This is a genomic window from Sagittula sp. P11 (genome assembly GCF_002814095.1).
GTDB lineage: Bacteria > Pseudomonadota > Alphaproteobacteria > Rhodobacterales > Rhodobacteraceae > Sagittula.
The window spans coordinates 2,313,823-2,328,773 of record NZ_CP021913.1 but is presented as its reverse complement, the minus strand read 5'-3'; the positions used below and the strand labels follow the sequence as shown (position 1 = coordinate 2,328,773).

Annotated in this window: 14 protein-coding genes; 7 read left to right on the top strand and 7 right to left on the bottom strand. The window is 65.3% G+C overall.

Going from position 1 to position 14,951, the window contains the following annotated elements:
- The first annotated feature begins 68 nt into the window (after positions 1-68).
- Genes galU through CDO87_RS11260 form a run of 6 tightly spaced genes read left to right on the top strand, consistent with a single transcriptional unit; the run spans position 69 to position 7,328 of the window.
- Positions 69-965 (top strand): UTP--glucose-1-phosphate uridylyltransferase GalU, encoded by an 897-nt coding sequence (gene galU, locus CDO87_RS11285; protein WP_100928875.1) that lies wholly within the window; start codon positions 69-71, stop codon positions 963-965.
- 4 nt (positions 966-969) lie between these two features.
- Entirely contained in the window at positions 970-1,953 is a 984-nt protein-coding gene (gene galE, locus CDO87_RS11280) for a UDP-glucose 4-epimerase GalE (protein WP_100928874.1), read from the top strand.
- Positions 1,943-3,133, top strand: a complete 1,191-nt coding sequence (locus CDO87_RS11275; protein ID WP_100928873.1) for a glycosyltransferase family 1 protein — start codon at positions 1,943-1,945, stop codon at positions 3,131-3,133. The genes galE and CDO87_RS11275 overlap by 11 nt, the downstream gene beginning before the upstream one ends.
- A gap of 56 nt (positions 3,134-3,189) precedes the next feature.
- Positions 3,190-4,200, top strand: coding sequence for a glycosyltransferase family 2 protein (locus tag CDO87_RS11270; RefSeq protein ID WP_100928872.1), 1,011 nt, complete (start codon positions 3,190-3,192; stop codon positions 4,198-4,200).
- On the top strand, positions 4,197-5,897 hold the full coding sequence (locus CDO87_RS11265) for a beta-1,6-N-acetylglucosaminyltransferase (RefSeq protein ID WP_100928871.1): 1,701 nt from the start codon (positions 4,197-4,199) through the stop codon (positions 5,895-5,897). Before CDO87_RS11270 ends, CDO87_RS11265 begins: the two co-directional genes overlap by 4 nt.
- 3 nt (positions 5,898-5,900) lie before the next feature.
- Positions 5,901-7,328, top strand: a complete 1,428-nt coding sequence (locus tag CDO87_RS11260; RefSeq protein WP_100928870.1) for a nodulation protein NodH — start codon at positions 5,901-5,903, stop codon at positions 7,326-7,328.
- A 230-nt stretch (positions 7,329-7,558) separates the two neighbouring features.
- Here CDO87_RS11260 and CDO87_RS11255 read toward each other — a convergent pair whose 3' ends face one another.
- From CDO87_RS11255 to CDO87_RS11230, 6 genes are all read right to left on the bottom strand, one after another.
- The gene (locus CDO87_RS11255; protein ID WP_100930931.1) at positions 7,559-8,023 is read right to left on the bottom strand and encodes a PTS sugar transporter subunit IIA; all 465 of its coding nucleotides are present in this window, start codon (positions 8,021-8,023) and stop codon (positions 7,559-7,561) included.
- Positions 8,024-8,071: 48 nt separating this feature from the next.
- On the bottom strand, positions 8,072-8,635 hold the full coding sequence (hpf, locus tag CDO87_RS11250) for a ribosome hibernation-promoting factor, HPF/YfiA family (RefSeq protein ID WP_100928869.1): 564 nt from the start codon (positions 8,633-8,635) through the stop codon (positions 8,072-8,074).
- 314 nt (positions 8,636-8,949) lie between these two features.
- The gene (gene lptB / locus CDO87_RS11245) at positions 8,950-9,708 is read right to left on the bottom strand and encodes an LPS export ABC transporter ATP-binding protein (protein WP_100928868.1); all 759 of its coding nucleotides are present in this window, start codon (positions 9,706-9,708) and stop codon (positions 8,950-8,952) included.
- 5 nt (positions 9,709-9,713) lie between these two features.
- Entirely contained in the window at positions 9,714-10,208 is a 495-nt protein-coding gene (gene lptA / locus CDO87_RS11240) for a lipopolysaccharide transport periplasmic protein LptA (protein ID WP_100928867.1), read from the bottom strand.
- Positions 10,205-10,819 carry a hypothetical protein gene (locus CDO87_RS11235; RefSeq protein ID WP_100928866.1) on the bottom strand — a complete coding sequence of 205 codons (615 nt, stop codon included), beginning with the start codon at positions 10,817-10,819 and terminating at the stop codon, positions 10,205-10,207. Before CDO87_RS11235 ends, lptA begins: the two co-directional genes overlap by 4 nt.
- Before the next feature lie 91 nt (positions 10,820-10,910).
- Positions 10,911-11,525, bottom strand: a complete 615-nt coding sequence (locus tag CDO87_RS11230) for a ribonuclease D (protein ID WP_100928865.1) — start codon at positions 11,523-11,525, stop codon at positions 10,911-10,913.
- Positions 11,526-12,451: 926 nt separating this feature from the next.
- On the opposite strand from CDO87_RS11230, the gene CDO87_RS11225 reads away from it, so the two are divergent.
- On the top strand, positions 12,452-13,141 hold the full coding sequence (locus tag CDO87_RS11225) for a sugar transferase (protein ID WP_100928864.1): 690 nt from the start codon (positions 12,452-12,454) through the stop codon (positions 13,139-13,141).
- 836 nt (positions 13,142-13,977) lie between these two features.
- On the opposite strand, the gene CDO87_RS11220 is transcribed toward CDO87_RS11225, so the two are convergent.
- Positions 13,978-14,793, bottom strand: a complete 816-nt coding sequence (locus tag CDO87_RS11220) for an acyl dehydratase (protein WP_100928863.1) — start codon at positions 14,791-14,793, stop codon at positions 13,978-13,980.
- Positions 14,794-14,951: the final 158 nt, after the last annotated feature.

The following is a 14,951-nucleotide window of genomic DNA, read 5'->3' as shown; positions in this document are numbered from 1 at the left end:
GAAGGTCCGGTCAACCTCAAGACACCGATTTCGAAATGACCATCCGATAGCAAAAAAGGAGCATACGGATGCCCAAAAAGGTCACCAAGGCAATTTTCCCGGTTGCAGGCCTCGGAACCCGCTTCCTGCCCGCGACGAAGTCCGTGCCGAAGGAGATCATGACGCTCGTGGACCGTCCGCTGGTCCAGTACGCCATCGATGAGGCGCGTGCAGCAGGCATCAAGGAATTCATCTTCGTCACCTCGCGCGGCAAGGGCGCGCTCGAGGACTACTTCGACCATGCCCCGCAGCTCGAACAGGAGCTGAAGAGGAAGGGCAAGGACGAGCTGCTGAGCATCCTGAAGTCCACCAACATGGACTCCGGCGAGATCGCCTATATCCGCCAGCACAAGGCGCTCGGCCTCGGCCACGCGATCTGGTGCGCGCGCAAGCTGGTCGGCAACGAACCCTTCGCGGTCATGCTGCCCGACGACGTCATCGCGTCCGAAAAGCCCTGCCTCCAGCAGATGGTCGAGGCCTACGAGGAAACCGGCGGCAACATGGTCGCGGCGATGGAAGTCCCGCAGGAAAAGACCAAGGCCTACGGCGTGCTCGACGTCGAGGAAGACATGGGTTCCATGGTCAAGGTGAAGGGGATGGTCGAAAAGCCGGAACCGAAGGACGCACCGTCCAACCTGGCCGTCATCGGCCGCTACATCCTGTCACCGCAGATCTTCAAGAACCTGAACGCGAAGCAGACCGGCGCCGGCGGAGAGATCCAGCTTACCGACGCCATCGCGCAGGAGATCGGCAAGGAGGACGGCGGCGTCTACGGCTTCCGCTTCCGCGGCCAGCGCTTCGACTGCGGCTCCAAGGCGGGCTTCCTCCAGGCGACCGTCGCCTTCGGCCTTGCCCGCGACGACCTGCGCGAAGAGCTGGAAGGCTATCTCCAGGAACTGATGTCCACCCGCAAGGCCGCCGAATAAGACAGTGACGAACGTTCTGGTTACCGGCGGAGCCGGGTACATCGGCAGCCATGCCTGCAAGGCGCTGAAGGCTGCAGGCTTTACGCCGGTGACATATGACAATCTTGTCACCGGCTGGCAGGACGCGGTGAAGTTCGGCCCCTTCGAACAGGGTGACCTGATGGACCGCGCCCGTCTGGACGAGGTGTTTCGCAAATACGAACCCGTGGCCGTCATGCACTTCGCGGCGCTCAGCCAGGTCGGTGAGGCCATGGCAAAGCCCGGCATGTACTGGCGCAACAACGTCTGCGGTTCGCTGACCCTGATCGAGGCGGCAGTGGCCGCCGGCTGCCTCGACTTCGTGTTCTCCTCCACCTGCGCGACCTACGGCGAGCACGACAATGTCGTGCTCGACGAAAGCACCCCGCAGGAGCCGCTGAACGCCTACGGCGCGTCGAAGCGCGCGGTAGAGGACATCCTGCGCGACTTCGGCGCCGCGTACGGCCTGCGCCACGTCATCTTCCGCTACTTCAACGTGGCGGGCGGCGATCCTGAGGGCGAGATCGGCGAACACCACCGCCCCGAAACCCACCTGATCCCCGTCATGCTCGAGGCCGTCGACGGCCAGCGCCCGGCGCTGACGGTGAACGGCACCGACTACGACACCCCGGACGGCACCTGCATCCGCGACTACGTGCATGTCTGCGACCTCGTGGATGCGCATGTACTGGGGCTGAAGTGGCTCAAGGACGGCAAAGGCAGCCGGGTGTTCAACCTTGGCACCGGCAAGGGCTTTTCCGTGCGCGAGGTCATCACCGCCGCGGGCACCGTGACCAACGCCGAGGTCCCCTCTTCCGACGGCCCCCGCAGGGCCGGTGATGCGACAAAGCTGGTCTCCGGCTCTGTCCGCGCACAGGACGAACTGGGCTGGGTCGCCCACCGCTCGACCATGCCGCAGATGATCGCGGATGCGTGGCGGTGGCACCGGAACGGGCACTATGAAAAATGACGGAATCGGGCAGGCGCGTCTCCTCGAGGTGACGCGCCTGGTCTCGCGGGCCGGCGACCGGTTGACCGGCGTCGACCGCGTTGAATACGCCTATCTCGACTATTTCGTCAAAGACACGTCGGTGCCGTGTTTCGCCATCTTGCGGACCGCCGTGGGCTATCTGCTTCTGGACCGCGCGGGCATGGCCGACCTGCGCGACCGCGTGCGGGACAACCGGTGGGGCCGTCCCGACTTGCTTTCGCGCTTTCGCCGGAAGTACACGGAAAACCGTGCGGCGGCGGAATCGGACGTGCGGCGCGTTGCACTGGCCCGCTGCCGCTCGACCCGGCTTCCGAAGATGCTGGGGCGTCACCTGCCGAAGGGCACGCATTACTTCAACGTCGGCCTGACCACGGCCACCCGCCGGTTCCTCGACGCGCTTCGCACCATCCAGCCGACGATCGCGACCATGCTGCACGACACCATCCCGCTCGACTGGCCGCAGTTCTGCGACGACCGCAACGGCAAGCGCTTCGCCGACTTCTTCGACCGCATGATCGACTATTCCGATGTGATCCTGTGCAACTCGAAGGTGACGGAGGACGACGTCCTGCGGTGTGCCGCCCCGCGCACGCCGCGCACCGTGACCGGGCACCTGGGCATCGACGTGCCCGTGCACGACGTGAAACCCGCCCCGCCGCCGGGCGAGAACCCCTATTTCGTGATCCTCTCCACCATCGAGATCCGCAAGAACCACAGGCTGCTGCTGGACATCTGGGACCGTATCCCCGACGCCGATCTCGTCATCATCGGACGGCGCGGCTGGATGAGCGAGGACGTCTTTGCCCGCCTCGACCAGAAACCGCCCCGCGTGTTCGAGTACAACAACCTCGGCGATGCGGAGGTCTTCTCGCTTGTCAAGGGCTCTGCCGGGATGCTCTTCCCGTCCTTCACCGAAGGCTACGGCCTGCCGCCGCTGGAGGCCGCTGCGATGGGCGTGCCGGTGATCTGCAACGACCTCCCTATCTTCCGCGAAGTGCTGGGAGATTATCCCGTTTACGCGAACGTCAATGACAGTTATCTATGGATCGAGGCGATCAGGAAGCTGGCACAAGACCACAAGGCAGGCGTTGCGACGCAGCCCCCCATGGTGCCCCCGACGTGGGACGACCATTTCAAGGCAGTCTTAACGCACCTCTGATAGCCGGAGCAGAGGCATTCGACCGGGACGCCGGCCGATGAGAAGGGCAAGAGACGTTGGGTGCTTGGCAGTCATACAAGCTGCGGCTGCGGAGGCGACGCTGCCGTATTCGCGCGTTCCGCAAACGCCGCGACCTGAGGCCCGTCGCCGACCGCACAGCCGACATCCGCCCCTCCGACCTGCTGCTGTTCTCCACCCAGCGGAACGAGGGCGTGCGCCTGCCGTACTTCCTCCAGTATTACCGCGAGATGGGGGTGAACCACTTCCTGTTCGTGGACAACGACAGCGACGACGGCTCGCTCGACTACCTGCGCCGCCAGCCGGACGTGTCGGTCTGGACCACCCGCGCCAGCTACAAGCGGTCGCGCTTCGGCGTGGACTGGATGAACTGGCTGCTGATGAAGTACGGGCACGACCACTGGTGCCTGACCGTCGATCCCGACGAGCTTCTGCTATACCCGTTCTGCGACACCCGGCCCCTGCGCGCCCTGACCGACTGGCTCGATGCCTCGTCGATCAAGTCGTTCTCGGCGATGCTGCTCGACATGTATCCCAAGGGGCGGATCGACCTCTATCCCTACAGCGCCGGGCAGGACCCGCTGGAGATCGCGAACTGGTTTGACGCCGGCAACTACACGATCTCCAAGAACCCGCAGTTCGGCAACCTCTGGATCCAGGGCGGCCCACGCGCCCGCATGTTCTTCACCGAGATGCCGGAGGCCGCGCCCGCCCTCAACAAGATCCCGCTGGTCCGCTGGGACCGCAAGTACGCCTACATGTCCTCCACCCACAACCTGCTGCCGCGCGGGCTGAACCTGATCTACGACGAATGGGGCGGCGAAAAGGCGTCGGGCGTGCTGCTGCACACCAAGTTCCTCGACACCTTCTCGAAGAAGGCCGAGGAAGAGCTTGAGCGCCGTCAGCACTACGGCGCCTCCCGCGAATACATCGCCTACGCCGAAGGGGTGAAGGAGAACCCCGACCTCTGGTGCAAGTGGTCGGAGAAGTACATCAACTGGCGCCAGCTCGAGATCCTCGGCATCATGTCCAAGGGGAACTGGGCATGAGCGTCGGTATCGTGATGCTGGTCCACACCGCCTTCGACCGGGCCGAACAGGTGGCGCTGCACTGGGCCAAGGGCGGCTGCCCGGTGGTCATCCACGTCGACAGCGCCGTCCCCCGCGCCAGCTACAACGCCTTCCGCGAACGCCTGTCGCAGACACCGGGCATCCTCTTCTCGAAACGCCACCGCTGCGAATGGGGCACCTGGGGCTTGGTCGCCGCCTCGCAGGACGCGTCCGAGCTGATGCTGAAAAGCTTCGAGGAGGTGCGCCACGTCTACCTCGCCTCCGGCTCCTGCCTGCCGCTGCGCCCGGTGGAAGAGCTGACCAGCTACCTCGCCGAACGCCCCCGCACCGACTTCATCGAAAGCGCCACGACCGCCGACGTGCCGTGGACGGTGGGCGGGCTCGACCACGAACGCTTCACGCTGCATTTCCCCTTCTCCTGGCGCAAGAACCGGATGCTCTTCGACAGCTTCGTCGAACTGCAGCGCATGACCGGCTACAAGCGCCACATCCCCAACGGCATCATCCCGCACATGGGCTCTCAGTGGTGGTGCCTCACGCGGCAGACGCTGTCGGCCATCCTCGGCGATCCGGAGCGGCGGCGCTACGACGCCTACTTCAAACACGTCTGGATCCCGGACGAGAGCTACTTCCAGACACTCGCGCGGGTCTATTCCACACAGATCGAAAGCCGCTCGCTCACGCTGTCGAAGTTCGATTTCCAGGGCAAGCCGCACATCTTCTACGACGACCACCTGCAACTGCTGCGCCGCTCCGACTGCTTCGTGGCGCGCAAGATCTGGCCGCACGCCGACCGGCTTTACGACGCCTTCCTCACCGATCCCAACCGCGCCATGTCTCGGCAGGAACCCAACCCGGGCAAGATCGACCGCATCTTCGCCAAGGCGGTGGACCGCCGGACCCGCGGGCGCCCCGGCCTCTACATGCAGTCGCGCTTCCCGAACTACGGCTGGGAAAACGGCGTGACCGCGGGCAAGTACTCCGTCTTCCAGGGCTTTTCCGAGCTGTTCATCGACTTCGAGCAATGGCTGGCGCGTGCCACCGGCGCGCAGGTGCATGGCCACCTCTACGCCCCGGAACGGGCAGAGTTCACCGGCGGCCAGACGCTCATCAACGGCGCCCTCTCCGACAATGCCAGGCTGCGCGACGCCAACCCGCGCGCCTTCCTGACCAACCTGATCTGGAACACGCGCGGCGAACGCCAGTGCTTCCAGTACGGCCCCCGCGACAACCCGCAGATCCTCTGGCCGGTGTCGCGCGACCCCAACGCCCAGATCTCCGTGATCTCCGGCGCCTGGGCCGTGCCGCTCTTCAAGTCCAACGCCAACTTCGCCGACATCCGGGCGGAGGCCGCGCGCCTCCAGAAGGTCGAAAGCCGGATGCTCGACACCCTGCGCAGCCCGGACGTGAAGGCCCGCATCCGCATCTGGTCCATGGCCGAATTCATCGAAAGCCCGATGGAGCCGCTGCAGGTCATCATCGACGAGATCGGACAGAAATCCCTGCGCCGACTGGCCGAGGCGCCGAGGCTCGAAGACCTGACCGGCTTCGGCCAGTTCCTGCAGAACCTCAAGAACCAGGGCATGCACCCCTACCTGATGGGCGATTTCCCCGTCGATCCCGCCCCGCGCAACAGCCGGGGCACCACGCGCAAACCCTACCTCGTAAAGAAATAATCCATGCCCAAGTTCGATTGCTTCGTCGTCTTCGCCGAAATGCGCACCGGCTCGAATTTCCTCGAAGCCAACCTCAACGCCTTCGACGGGCTGTCCTGCTTTGGCGAGGCGTTCAACCCGCATTTCATCGGCTATCCCAACGCCACGGACGTGCTGGGCATCGTGCAGTCGGAACGCGACCGCGACCCGGAATGCCTGCTGACCCAGATCCGCATGGCGACACCCGGCGGGCTGGGCGGCTTCCGCTACTTCCACGACCACGACCCGCGCATCCTCGACACCCTGCTGACCGACCCGAAGATCGCCAAGATCGTGCTGACCCGGAACCCGGTCGACAGCTATGTGTCGTGGAAGATCGCCCGCACCACCGGCCAGTGGAAACTGACCAACGTTAAGAAGCGCAAGGAGGCGAAGGCCCGCTTCGACGCGCGCGAGTTCGAGGCGCATGTGAACGGGCTGCAGGCCTTCCAGGTGAAACTCCTGAACGCCCTGCAGACCACGGCGCAGACGGCCTTTTACGTCGCCTACGAGGACCTGCAGGACGTGGCTGTGATGAACGGGCTGGCGCGCTGGCTCGGCTGCAATGCGCAGCTCGACAGCCTGAACACCGCGCTGAAACGGCAGAACCCCGAACCGCTGTCGGAAAAGGTCGAGAACTTCGACGAGATGCAGAAGGCGCTCTCCCGGCAGGACAGCTTCAACCTGACGCGGACGCCCAACTTCGAACCGCGCCGCGGCCCGGTCGTGCCCGGCTACCTCGCCTGCGCCAGGACGCCGCTCCTCTACATGCCGATCCGCTCAGGCCCGGAAACCATGGTGACGGACTGGATGGCGGCGCTCGACGGCGTGAACCCCGGACAGCTCACCGGCGACTTCACCCAGGGCAGCCTGCGCGCCTGGAAACGCGAACGCCCCGGCCACCGCAGCTTCACCGTGATCCGCCACCCGCTCGCCCGCGCGCACGAGGCCTTCTGCTCGAAGATCCTCTCCACCGGCAAGGGCAGCTTCAAGGGCATCCGCCAGACGCTCCGCCGCGTGCACGCCCTGCCGATCCCCGAAGGCGAACCCGGCGCGGACTATGACGTGAACGCCCACCGCGAAGCCTTCACCGCCTGGCTGCGCTGGGTGAAGGCCAACCTCTCCGGCCAGACCGCCGTCCGTGTCGACGGTCACTGGGCGACGCAGGCGCAATCCATCCAGGGCATGGGCGACTTCACCCTGCCCGACATGATCATCCGCGAAACCGAAGCTGCCGACTACCTGCCCGCGCTCGCCATGCAGGTCGGCCACCCCGCCCCGCCGGACCCCGAATCCGTTCCGAACAAGGCCCCCTTCGGCCTCGCCCAGATCTACGACGAGGAGATCGAAGCCCTCGCCCAGGACGCCTACCAGCGCGACTACCTGATGTTCGGCTTCGATACCTGGGGCTGACGCCTTCGGCGTCAGCGGTACGAGGGGCTCCGCCCCTCGCGCTCCCCGAGGTATTTCCGCCAAGATGAAGGGCAGGACGGTTGCTCCTTCATCTTGGTCCAAATACCTGAATTCCACGTTTCCACGGGCCGCCGATCAGGCAGCTTGGGGCCAATGGGTCATTCGGGTTGAAGGGCCGGCGGGCGGGCGAATGGCGAAGCCAGAGTCCCGTCCTGCCGGCAGTCGCGGGCTCAGGCGGCCTTGACCGTCTCGAACTCCGTCAGGATCGTGAAAAGCGTGGCCGGGTCGGGATTGGCGCGCAGTTTCGTGCAAAGCCCCGCGTCCCGCAATGTGCGTGACACCAGCGCCAACGCCTTCAGGTGTTCGACCCCCGCCTCTTCCGGCGCGAAGAGCGAGAACACCAGATCCACCGGCTGCCGGTCGACGGCGTCGAAGTCGATCGGCCGTTCCAGCAACATGAACACACCCAGCACCTCGTCGAGGCCCGACACCCGAGCGTGCGGCAGGGCGACGCCGTGGCCGACACCCGTCGGCCCCAGCGATTCCCGTTCCATCAGGGCTTCGACGACCCGCTGGGCATGCAGGCCATGGGCGCTTTCGGCGAGGTCGGCGATGTCGTGCATCAGCCGCTTCTTCGACGAACAGGAGCCCATGACCTTCACGGCATCCGGTTTCAGCAGATTGCTAAACTTCATCATCCAGCCTCTGGAGAAAATCGGTTACCGGTCAACACGGGATACGGATCATGGATCGATCCAGCCGATGTTGCCATCGTCGCGCCGGTAGACGACATTCACTCCGTCTTTCTTTTCGTTCCGGAACACCAGCACCGGGGCGCCGGCCAGTTCCATCTGCATCACGGCTTCACCGACGGACAGGGAGGGAATCTTGGTCTCCATCTCCGCCACGATGATCGGCTGAAGCGTTTCGGGTTCGGCAGCGTCGTCTGCGCCATCGTGCGCGAGGATATACGAAGAGGCCCCGAGAAATTCAACAGGTTCCGTACGGTCCTTGTGGTGGTCCTTCAGACGCCGTTTGTAGCGCCTCAGCTGCTTGTCCATCTTCTCGGTGCAGGCGTCGAACGCCGCATAGATTTCAGTGGCATGGCCCTTCGCGGCTGCATTCAGCCCGCTCGAAAGGTGGACGACGGCCTCGCACACGTACTCATGGGCCGCCTTGGAAAAAATCACGGTCGCGTCGGTCGGGCGCTGGGAATACTTCTCCAGCACCGAGCCAAGCTCGGTCTGAACGTGGGTCTGCAAAGCTTCGCCAATGTCGATTTGTTTGCCCGTGATCTGGTAACGCATGATCCGTCCTTCTCTCTTATCACCAGACACTTCCTCCGGGGGCGCCATACCCCCGGCCGGAAAGGTGCCGGTTCAGGAAAGGCGCCCGCATGCGGTCAGCGCGCGACCGACCCGGAAAGCCGGGAGTCGGAAGATCTGACATGCCGCAATACAGAGCACCATGTTGCCATTTGAGGTGGAAAGCCCCTCGTGTGTCAATGCAAACCGGAGTGACAGAGTGGTTCAAATCCGGGCGTCCGCCGACGCTCATACGCCGGATTTGCGAATTTTTCGTGCACGGGGCAAAGGATGCTGCGCCGCGGCACGCCACAGGGTCACACAAGGCGAAAATTGTCGCCCAGGTAGACGCGGCGCACGTTCTCGTTCTGCACCACCTCTTCCGGGGTCCCCGACATCAGCACCTGCCCGTCGTGCAGGATGTAGGCCCGGTCGACCAGTTCCAGCGTATCGCGCACGTTGTGGTCGGTGATCAGCACGCCAAGGCCGCGCGTCTTCAGGTCCGCCACCAGGTGCCGGATATCGCCCACGCTGATCGGGTCCACCCCGGCGAAGGGTTCGTCCAGCAGAAGGTACTTCGGATCGGCGGCAAGGCAGCGGGCGATCTCCACCCGGCGGCGCTCGCCGCCCGACAGCGCCAGCGCAGGCGCGCGGCGCAGGTGCTCGATGGAAAACTCCCCCAGCAGCTCCTCCAGCCGCTCGCGCCGCTTGTGGGTGTCGGGCTCCGAGATATCCAGCACCGCGCCGATGTTGTCCTCGACACTCAGTCCCCGGAAGATCGACATCTCCTGCGGCAGGTAGCCGATGCCCAGCCGGGCGCGGCGGTACATCGGCAGGTAGGTGGCGTCGTGCCCGTCGATCAGCACTTCGCCCGCGTCGGGGTTCACCAGCCCCGCGATGGCGTAGAAGGACGTGGTCTTCCCCGACCCGTTCGGGCCCAGAAGGGCGACCACCTCGCCCCGGTCCAGCCGCATGGTCACGTCGCGGATCACCACGCGCTTCCGGTAGGCTTTGCGCAGGTGGCTCACACGCAGGCCGCTGTCGCCTTCGGTCAGTCGCAAGTCAGGTCGGGACATCCGCGTTACTGGCCCCCGTCCTGGCTGCCCTGCTGCAACACGGTCTTCACGCGGCCGGACATCTGCGCCGTGCCGTCCTCGAGGTTGACCACCATCCGTTCCGAGGTCATCGCACTGTCGCCCTGCGTCACCAGCACGTTGCCGGACATGACGATCTGGCCGTCATCTATGTTGTAGTCGGCGCGTTCGCCTTCGGCGGCTTCCTCGCCGCGCACCACGATGACGCCGCCGGTCGCCTCCATCCGGGTGATCTCGGACCGTTCTTCGGAATAGATCACCAGCACGCGCGGCGCGGCAAGACGCATGTCGCCCTGAACGATCACCACGTTGCCGGTGTAAAGCGCCGTGCCGTCCGACTGGTTCACCGACAGGGAATCCGCCGTGACCTCGACCGGTGCACTGGTGTCCTGACCGCCCCCGCCGAAAGACACCTGCGACTGCGCCAGCGTCATGGCCGGGATAAGGGCCATGCAGATCGCCGCGAAAAATGCCTTGGTCATTCGTCAACTTCCTTGTCTGCGGGCCGGTATATCATCTTCACGCCGCCGGTGAAGTGGATTTGCACCGCGCCATCCTCGTCCGCCGGGGCAATGACCATGCGGCCCGCTTCCAGCTCTTCCGCCGGTCCGTTGCCCTCCACCGGGCCGAGGCTTTCGGCGTTCACGGAGTCGAGCGCACTGACCATCGCATTCGTCGTGAGCACATAGCCCAGCGAGCTTTCAATGCGAACGCCATCGTCGAGGTAGGCCTTCCGTTCGCCCTCCCGCATCGTCGCCTTGCTGGAGTCGAGCTGGATGACCGACCCGTCCTCCATCTGCATCCGGGCAGAGTACCGGTCGGCCAGGATGTCGCCATCCTCCAGCGGCCAGGCCCGGCGCGCCGTCATGGTCAGCAGGCCGCCGTCGCGCGTGGTGCCGGAGTAATAGGGGTCGGACACCCCTTCGGTGGCGGTCTCGCCCTGCCGCAGCGCCTCGGCGAAGGGCACGTTCTCCAGCACCTCCCGGTCGGAGGCCAGAAGGAAGATCGTCGACAGCATCGCCAGCGCGGCGATCGGCAGGAGGATCTTGAGCCACGCGATCAGGCGGGAATAGCCCCCGCTCGCCCGGGCCATGGCTCAGGCCCCCGCGCTGCGGCGGCGCCACACGGCGGACGCGGCACAGGGCTTGGGCGCCTGGCGGTCAGACTTTCGCGAAGATGCGGTTTCAGACATGGGCAAAGATGTCCGTATCGGGCCAGCCTGCCAGATCCAGCTTTGCCCGCGCCGGCAGGAAGTCGAAACAGGCCTGGGCGATCTCCGTCCGGCCCTCGCGCTCCAGCATCGCGTCCAGCACGGTGCGCAGCCGGTGGAGGTGCAGAACGTCCGAGGCGGCATAGTCCTTCTGCGCGTCGGTCAGCGTCTCCGCCCCCCAGTCCGACGACTGCTGCTGTTTCGAGATATCGACGCCCAGCAGTTCCTGGGTCAGCGACTTCAGCCCGTGGCGGTCGGTGTAGGTGCGTACCAGCCGGCTGGCGATCTTGGTGCAGTAGACCGGCGCGGCGAGCGCCCCGAAGGCATTGTACATGGCGGCGATGTCGAACCGCCCGAAGTGGAACAGCTTCAGCACGTCCGGGTCCGCAAGCAGCCGGGCAAGGTTGGGCGCCTCGGTCTGGCCGCGCGCCACCTGCACGAGGTGCGCATTCCCGTCCCCCGCCGACAGCTGCACGACACACAGCCGGTCGCGGTGGGGATGCAGGCCCATCGTCTCGCAGTCGATCGCCACCACCGGCCCGAGGTCGAGGTCGTCAGGCAGATCGCCGTGGTGCAGGTGATTGGCCATGTCAGCGCGCCCCTCGCGGTGGAAACTGTCTGGGACGACATATCCGCAGGCCACAGGTCTTTCAACTCAGCCCCCGGCGGAGGCTTGCCACAATTGGCCCCTGCGGAACCGGGAAAAAGGCAGCCGAAGGGCAGATTCGGGCGGAAATGCGGCGGAGATCGGGTGCGATTCGGGCACCGATTCTCACGCATTCCGGGCCTCTGTAACATTCCGTGATCAAAAGTGCTCTCCCGGGAATTGTTTTACACCCCTCGATCACGCGCGCGTTACGGGTGTTCGGTCAACTGTGTGCGATCAGCACGTTTCAGGCCCCCAGACCGGCTTTTACCCGGGGTCAGGTTTCCAAACGGGAAACGATTTCCCGATCCATCCTGCCTCCACGCCGCAAAGCAGAATGACAGTATCGCAAAACTGCATATATTGACCGGATTATTGTCAACTGATGACGCGCAATCGCGTCATATTCGTCCGTGAAATTTGACCTATCCTTTTGCGACGTAAGGCCCAAAAAATACCACTTCGATGATACTCGTTAGGATACCACGCAACCTAATCGTGTAGACGAAATCATGCGAAATTCCGGGTGTTTTCGGGCACCTCCCAACAAGCCAGATCAACCAGAAAGTGTATGAAAAAGCGTTTGTTGACCGGATTTTAGCCCGGGGGCATAAGAGCCTTGTCGCGTGGTTCTGACATACTTCTGCCCAGTTCCACTTTCCACGGCACTTGGGGGTTGGTGCTTCCACTTTGGGAGTATTGAGGTACGTCTGCTGCGATCTGCCTTGAAATGTTATCGGTAATCTGACCGTCGCCTGAAACGGCCCGGTGTTGTGTAACGCGCATTCTGCGCGACAGCGAAGCTATGCCGAAAAACTGGATCACTGCCGGTGTGCCTCCCCGTCTTTCACGACGCACAGGAGGTCATCATGACACTGCATATTCGTCAGCCGTTGCCGACGGCGAAATTCGAAGCGCTCATTGACGAAACGCTTTTCTGCAACATTGGGGCCACCCCGTACCGCGACGTGCTGAAACGCGCGCTCGATATTACGCTGGTCCTGCTGGTCGCGCTGCCCGCCGTCCTGCTCACCCTGATCTTCGCCGGCCTCGTCATGCTCGACGGGCACGGGCCCTTCTACAGCCAGCAGCGGGTCGGCCGGAACGGCCGCACCTTCCGCATGTGGAAGCTGCGCAGCATGGTGCCGGACGCCGACGCCCAGCTCAGCGCCTACCTCGCCGCCAATCCCGAAGCGCGCATGGAATGGGATCTCACCCAGAAGCTGCGCCGCGACCCGCGGATCACGGCGATCGGGCGGATCATCCGCAAGACCTCGATCGACGAGCTGCCGCAGCTCCTCAACGTGCTTGTGGGCGACATGTCCCTGGTCGGTCCGCGTCCGATGATGCTGAACCAGCGCGAGATCTACCCGGGCACCGCCTACTACTCGCTGCGCCCCGGCATCACCGGTTTCTGGCAGACCTCGGTCCGCAACGAGTCGAGCTTCTCCGAGCGCGCCCGTTTCGACACCGACTACCTGCGCGACCTGTCCTTCGTCACGGACCTCCGCGTCCTGCTGAAGACGGTGCGCGTGGTTGTCCACGGCACCGGCTGCTGATCGGGCAACCGCTCGGCACCGCGTTCGATGACCGAAGGGCCAGAGCCTCTGACGAGGTCGGAACCGCCCCTGCCCCCCGCAAGCGTTCTTGCGGGCCGGGACGGTCGGCCCCCGGAAGGGCGCAGGCCCGGTTCAACGAACGTGACACATGTCCGCGCTGAACGCGGCACACCGAAGCGCCTCCCGGCAAGGTTCCGAACCGGGCGGACCTGACAGAAGACCGGACACCAGCCGCGACCTCCTGCGCGGCAACGTCCGGAACCAGCTGCGGAACGGCCACGGCCCATGGGGAGCGTCGCCCCTCGGTCGCGAGCCGTTCCGGATTTGAAGTATCCCTTTGCGTCGAAGGTTTTGCAGTCTGGCGCGGGTGCGGACAGCGCGCCGCAGGGCCAGCCCTGAGCCCTGAGCCCTGAGCCCTGAGCCCTGAGCCCTGAGCCCTGAGCCCTGAGCCCTGAGCCCTGAGCCCTGAGCCCTGAGCCCTGAGCCCTGAGCCCTGAGCCCTGAGCCCTGAGCCCTGAGCCCTGAGCCCTGAGCCCTGAGCCCTGAGCCCTGAGCCCTGAGCCCTGAGCCCTGAGCCCTGAGCCCTGAGCCCTGAGCCCTGAGCCCTGAGCCCTGAGCCCTGAGCCCTGAGCCCTGAGCCCTGAGCCCTGAGCCCTGAGCCCTGAGCCCTGAGCCCTGAGCCCTGAGCCCTGAGCCCTGAGCCCTGAGCCCTGAGCCCTGAGCCCTGAGCGGGCGTGCCGCCTCATCCGCCCCGCATCAACCCTATATTTTCCGAATCGCTTCAGGTTGGAGGGCGGTAGGGAGGGGGAAACTTTGACAGGCCGTTAACCCTGCGTTCACACAGTTTGGCCCGTGTTCACCTCTGCCGTCATGACCTGCCGTCCGTCCGGTCCGCGCACCCACATCCGGGCGCCGTCACGGCACAGCTCTGCCGCCTCGTGCACAATCAGGGCCGAGGTGCCCCTGAACCGGAAGGTCGCAACCGGCCCCGCCTCCTCCGCCCACAGGAGCAGCTTCTGCGCCAGTAGCGGGCCGTGCACGACCAGCCCGTCGTAACCCTCGACCTCCCGGGCATAGGCCGGATCGTAGTGGATACGGTGGCCGTTGAAGGTCAGCGCGGAATACCGGAACAGCAGCGTCGGGTCGAAGCGCACTTCGGTCGACCCCGCCGCGCCCTCGGGCGCCCGGGGCGCCACCGGTCCGGGCGCATCCGGTGCCGCGTCGGCGCGGTAGACCAGGTCCTGCGCCTCGCGCACGCAGAGCGTCCCCTCCTGCCAGATCTCGTGGTGCAGCGTGACGAAGGCCAGCGGCCCGCTTCGCCCCGTCTTGCGGGACGTGCTGACGCGGGAGGAGCGTTTCTCGGCTGGCCGCCCGGCCCGCAGCGGGGCAAGGAACTCCAGCGCGCCACCGGCCCACATGCGCCGCGGCAGGCCGAAGGCCGGGATCAGCGCGTCGCCGACCGCCGGATGACCGTCGCGGCCAAGGGCCTCGAGCGGACGGGCGTCCCAGAAATAGATCTGGTGAAAGAACGGCGGCAGAGGTGTGCCCTCGGCAAAGGTCGCCTCCAGCCCGAGCGTAGCGGCCAGCGCCCCGGCACGCGCCGGGTCCAGCACGTCCGTCCTGATCTGCGGTTCGGTGGGGTTGTCCTGCATGGGCGGCTCCTCGACCCTCGTGGATTAGCGGCGGCAGCGGGTGGCGTCCAGAGAGCGGGCGGCTTGTCCGGCTGCCTGAGGGGGCGTCCTGGCCCGATGACCTCCCCCATGCATGGACCTCCGGGCCTTGGTGACGCGCCTTCCGGCTGCCTCTGCGG

What these genes read in the sequence shown, in the direction of transcription:
- CDO87_RS11230 (WP_100928865.1), bottom strand. Translation starts at nt 11,525, where the DNA reads ATGGCCAATCACCTGCACCACGGCGATCTGCCTGACGACCTCGACCTC.
- CDO87_RS11255 (WP_100930931.1), bottom strand. Translation starts at nt 8,023, where the DNA reads ATGAAGTTTAGCAATCTGCTGAAACCGGATGCCGTGAAGGTCATGGGC.
- CDO87_RS11265 (WP_100928871.1), top strand. Translation starts at nt 4,197, where the DNA reads ATGAGCGTCGGTATCGTGATGCTGGTCCACACCGCCTTCGACCGGGCC.
- CDO87_RS11225 (WP_100928864.1), top strand. Translation starts at nt 12,452, where the DNA reads ATGACACTGCATATTCGTCAGCCGTTGCCGACGGCGAAATTCGAAGCG.
- CDO87_RS11220 (WP_100928863.1), bottom strand. Translation starts at nt 14,793, where the DNA reads ATGCAGGACAACCCCACCGAACCGCAGATCAGGACGGACGTGCTGGAC.
- lptA (WP_100928867.1), bottom strand. Translation starts at nt 10,208, where the DNA reads ATGACCAAGGCATTTTTCGCGGCGATCTGCATGGCCCTTATCCCGGCC.
- galU (WP_100928875.1), top strand. Translation starts at nt 69, where the DNA reads ATGCCCAAAAAGGTCACCAAGGCAATTTTCCCGGTTGCAGGCCTCGGA.
- hpf (WP_100928869.1), bottom strand. Translation starts at nt 8,635, where the DNA reads ATGCGTTACCAGATCACGGGCAAACAAATCGACATTGGCGAAGCTTTG.
- CDO87_RS11260 (WP_100928870.1), top strand. Translation starts at nt 5,901, where the DNA reads ATGCCCAAGTTCGATTGCTTCGTCGTCTTCGCCGAAATGCGCACCGGC.
- CDO87_RS11235 (WP_100928866.1), bottom strand. Translation starts at nt 10,819, where the DNA reads ATGGCCCGGGCGAGCGGGGGCTATTCCCGCCTGATCGCGTGGCTCAAG.
- lptB (WP_100928868.1), bottom strand. Translation starts at nt 9,708, where the DNA reads ATGTCCCGACCTGACTTGCGACTGACCGAAGGCGACAGCGGCCTGCGT.
- CDO87_RS11275 (WP_100928873.1), top strand. Translation starts at nt 1,943, where the DNA reads ATGAAAAATGACGGAATCGGGCAGGCGCGTCTCCTCGAGGTGACGCGC.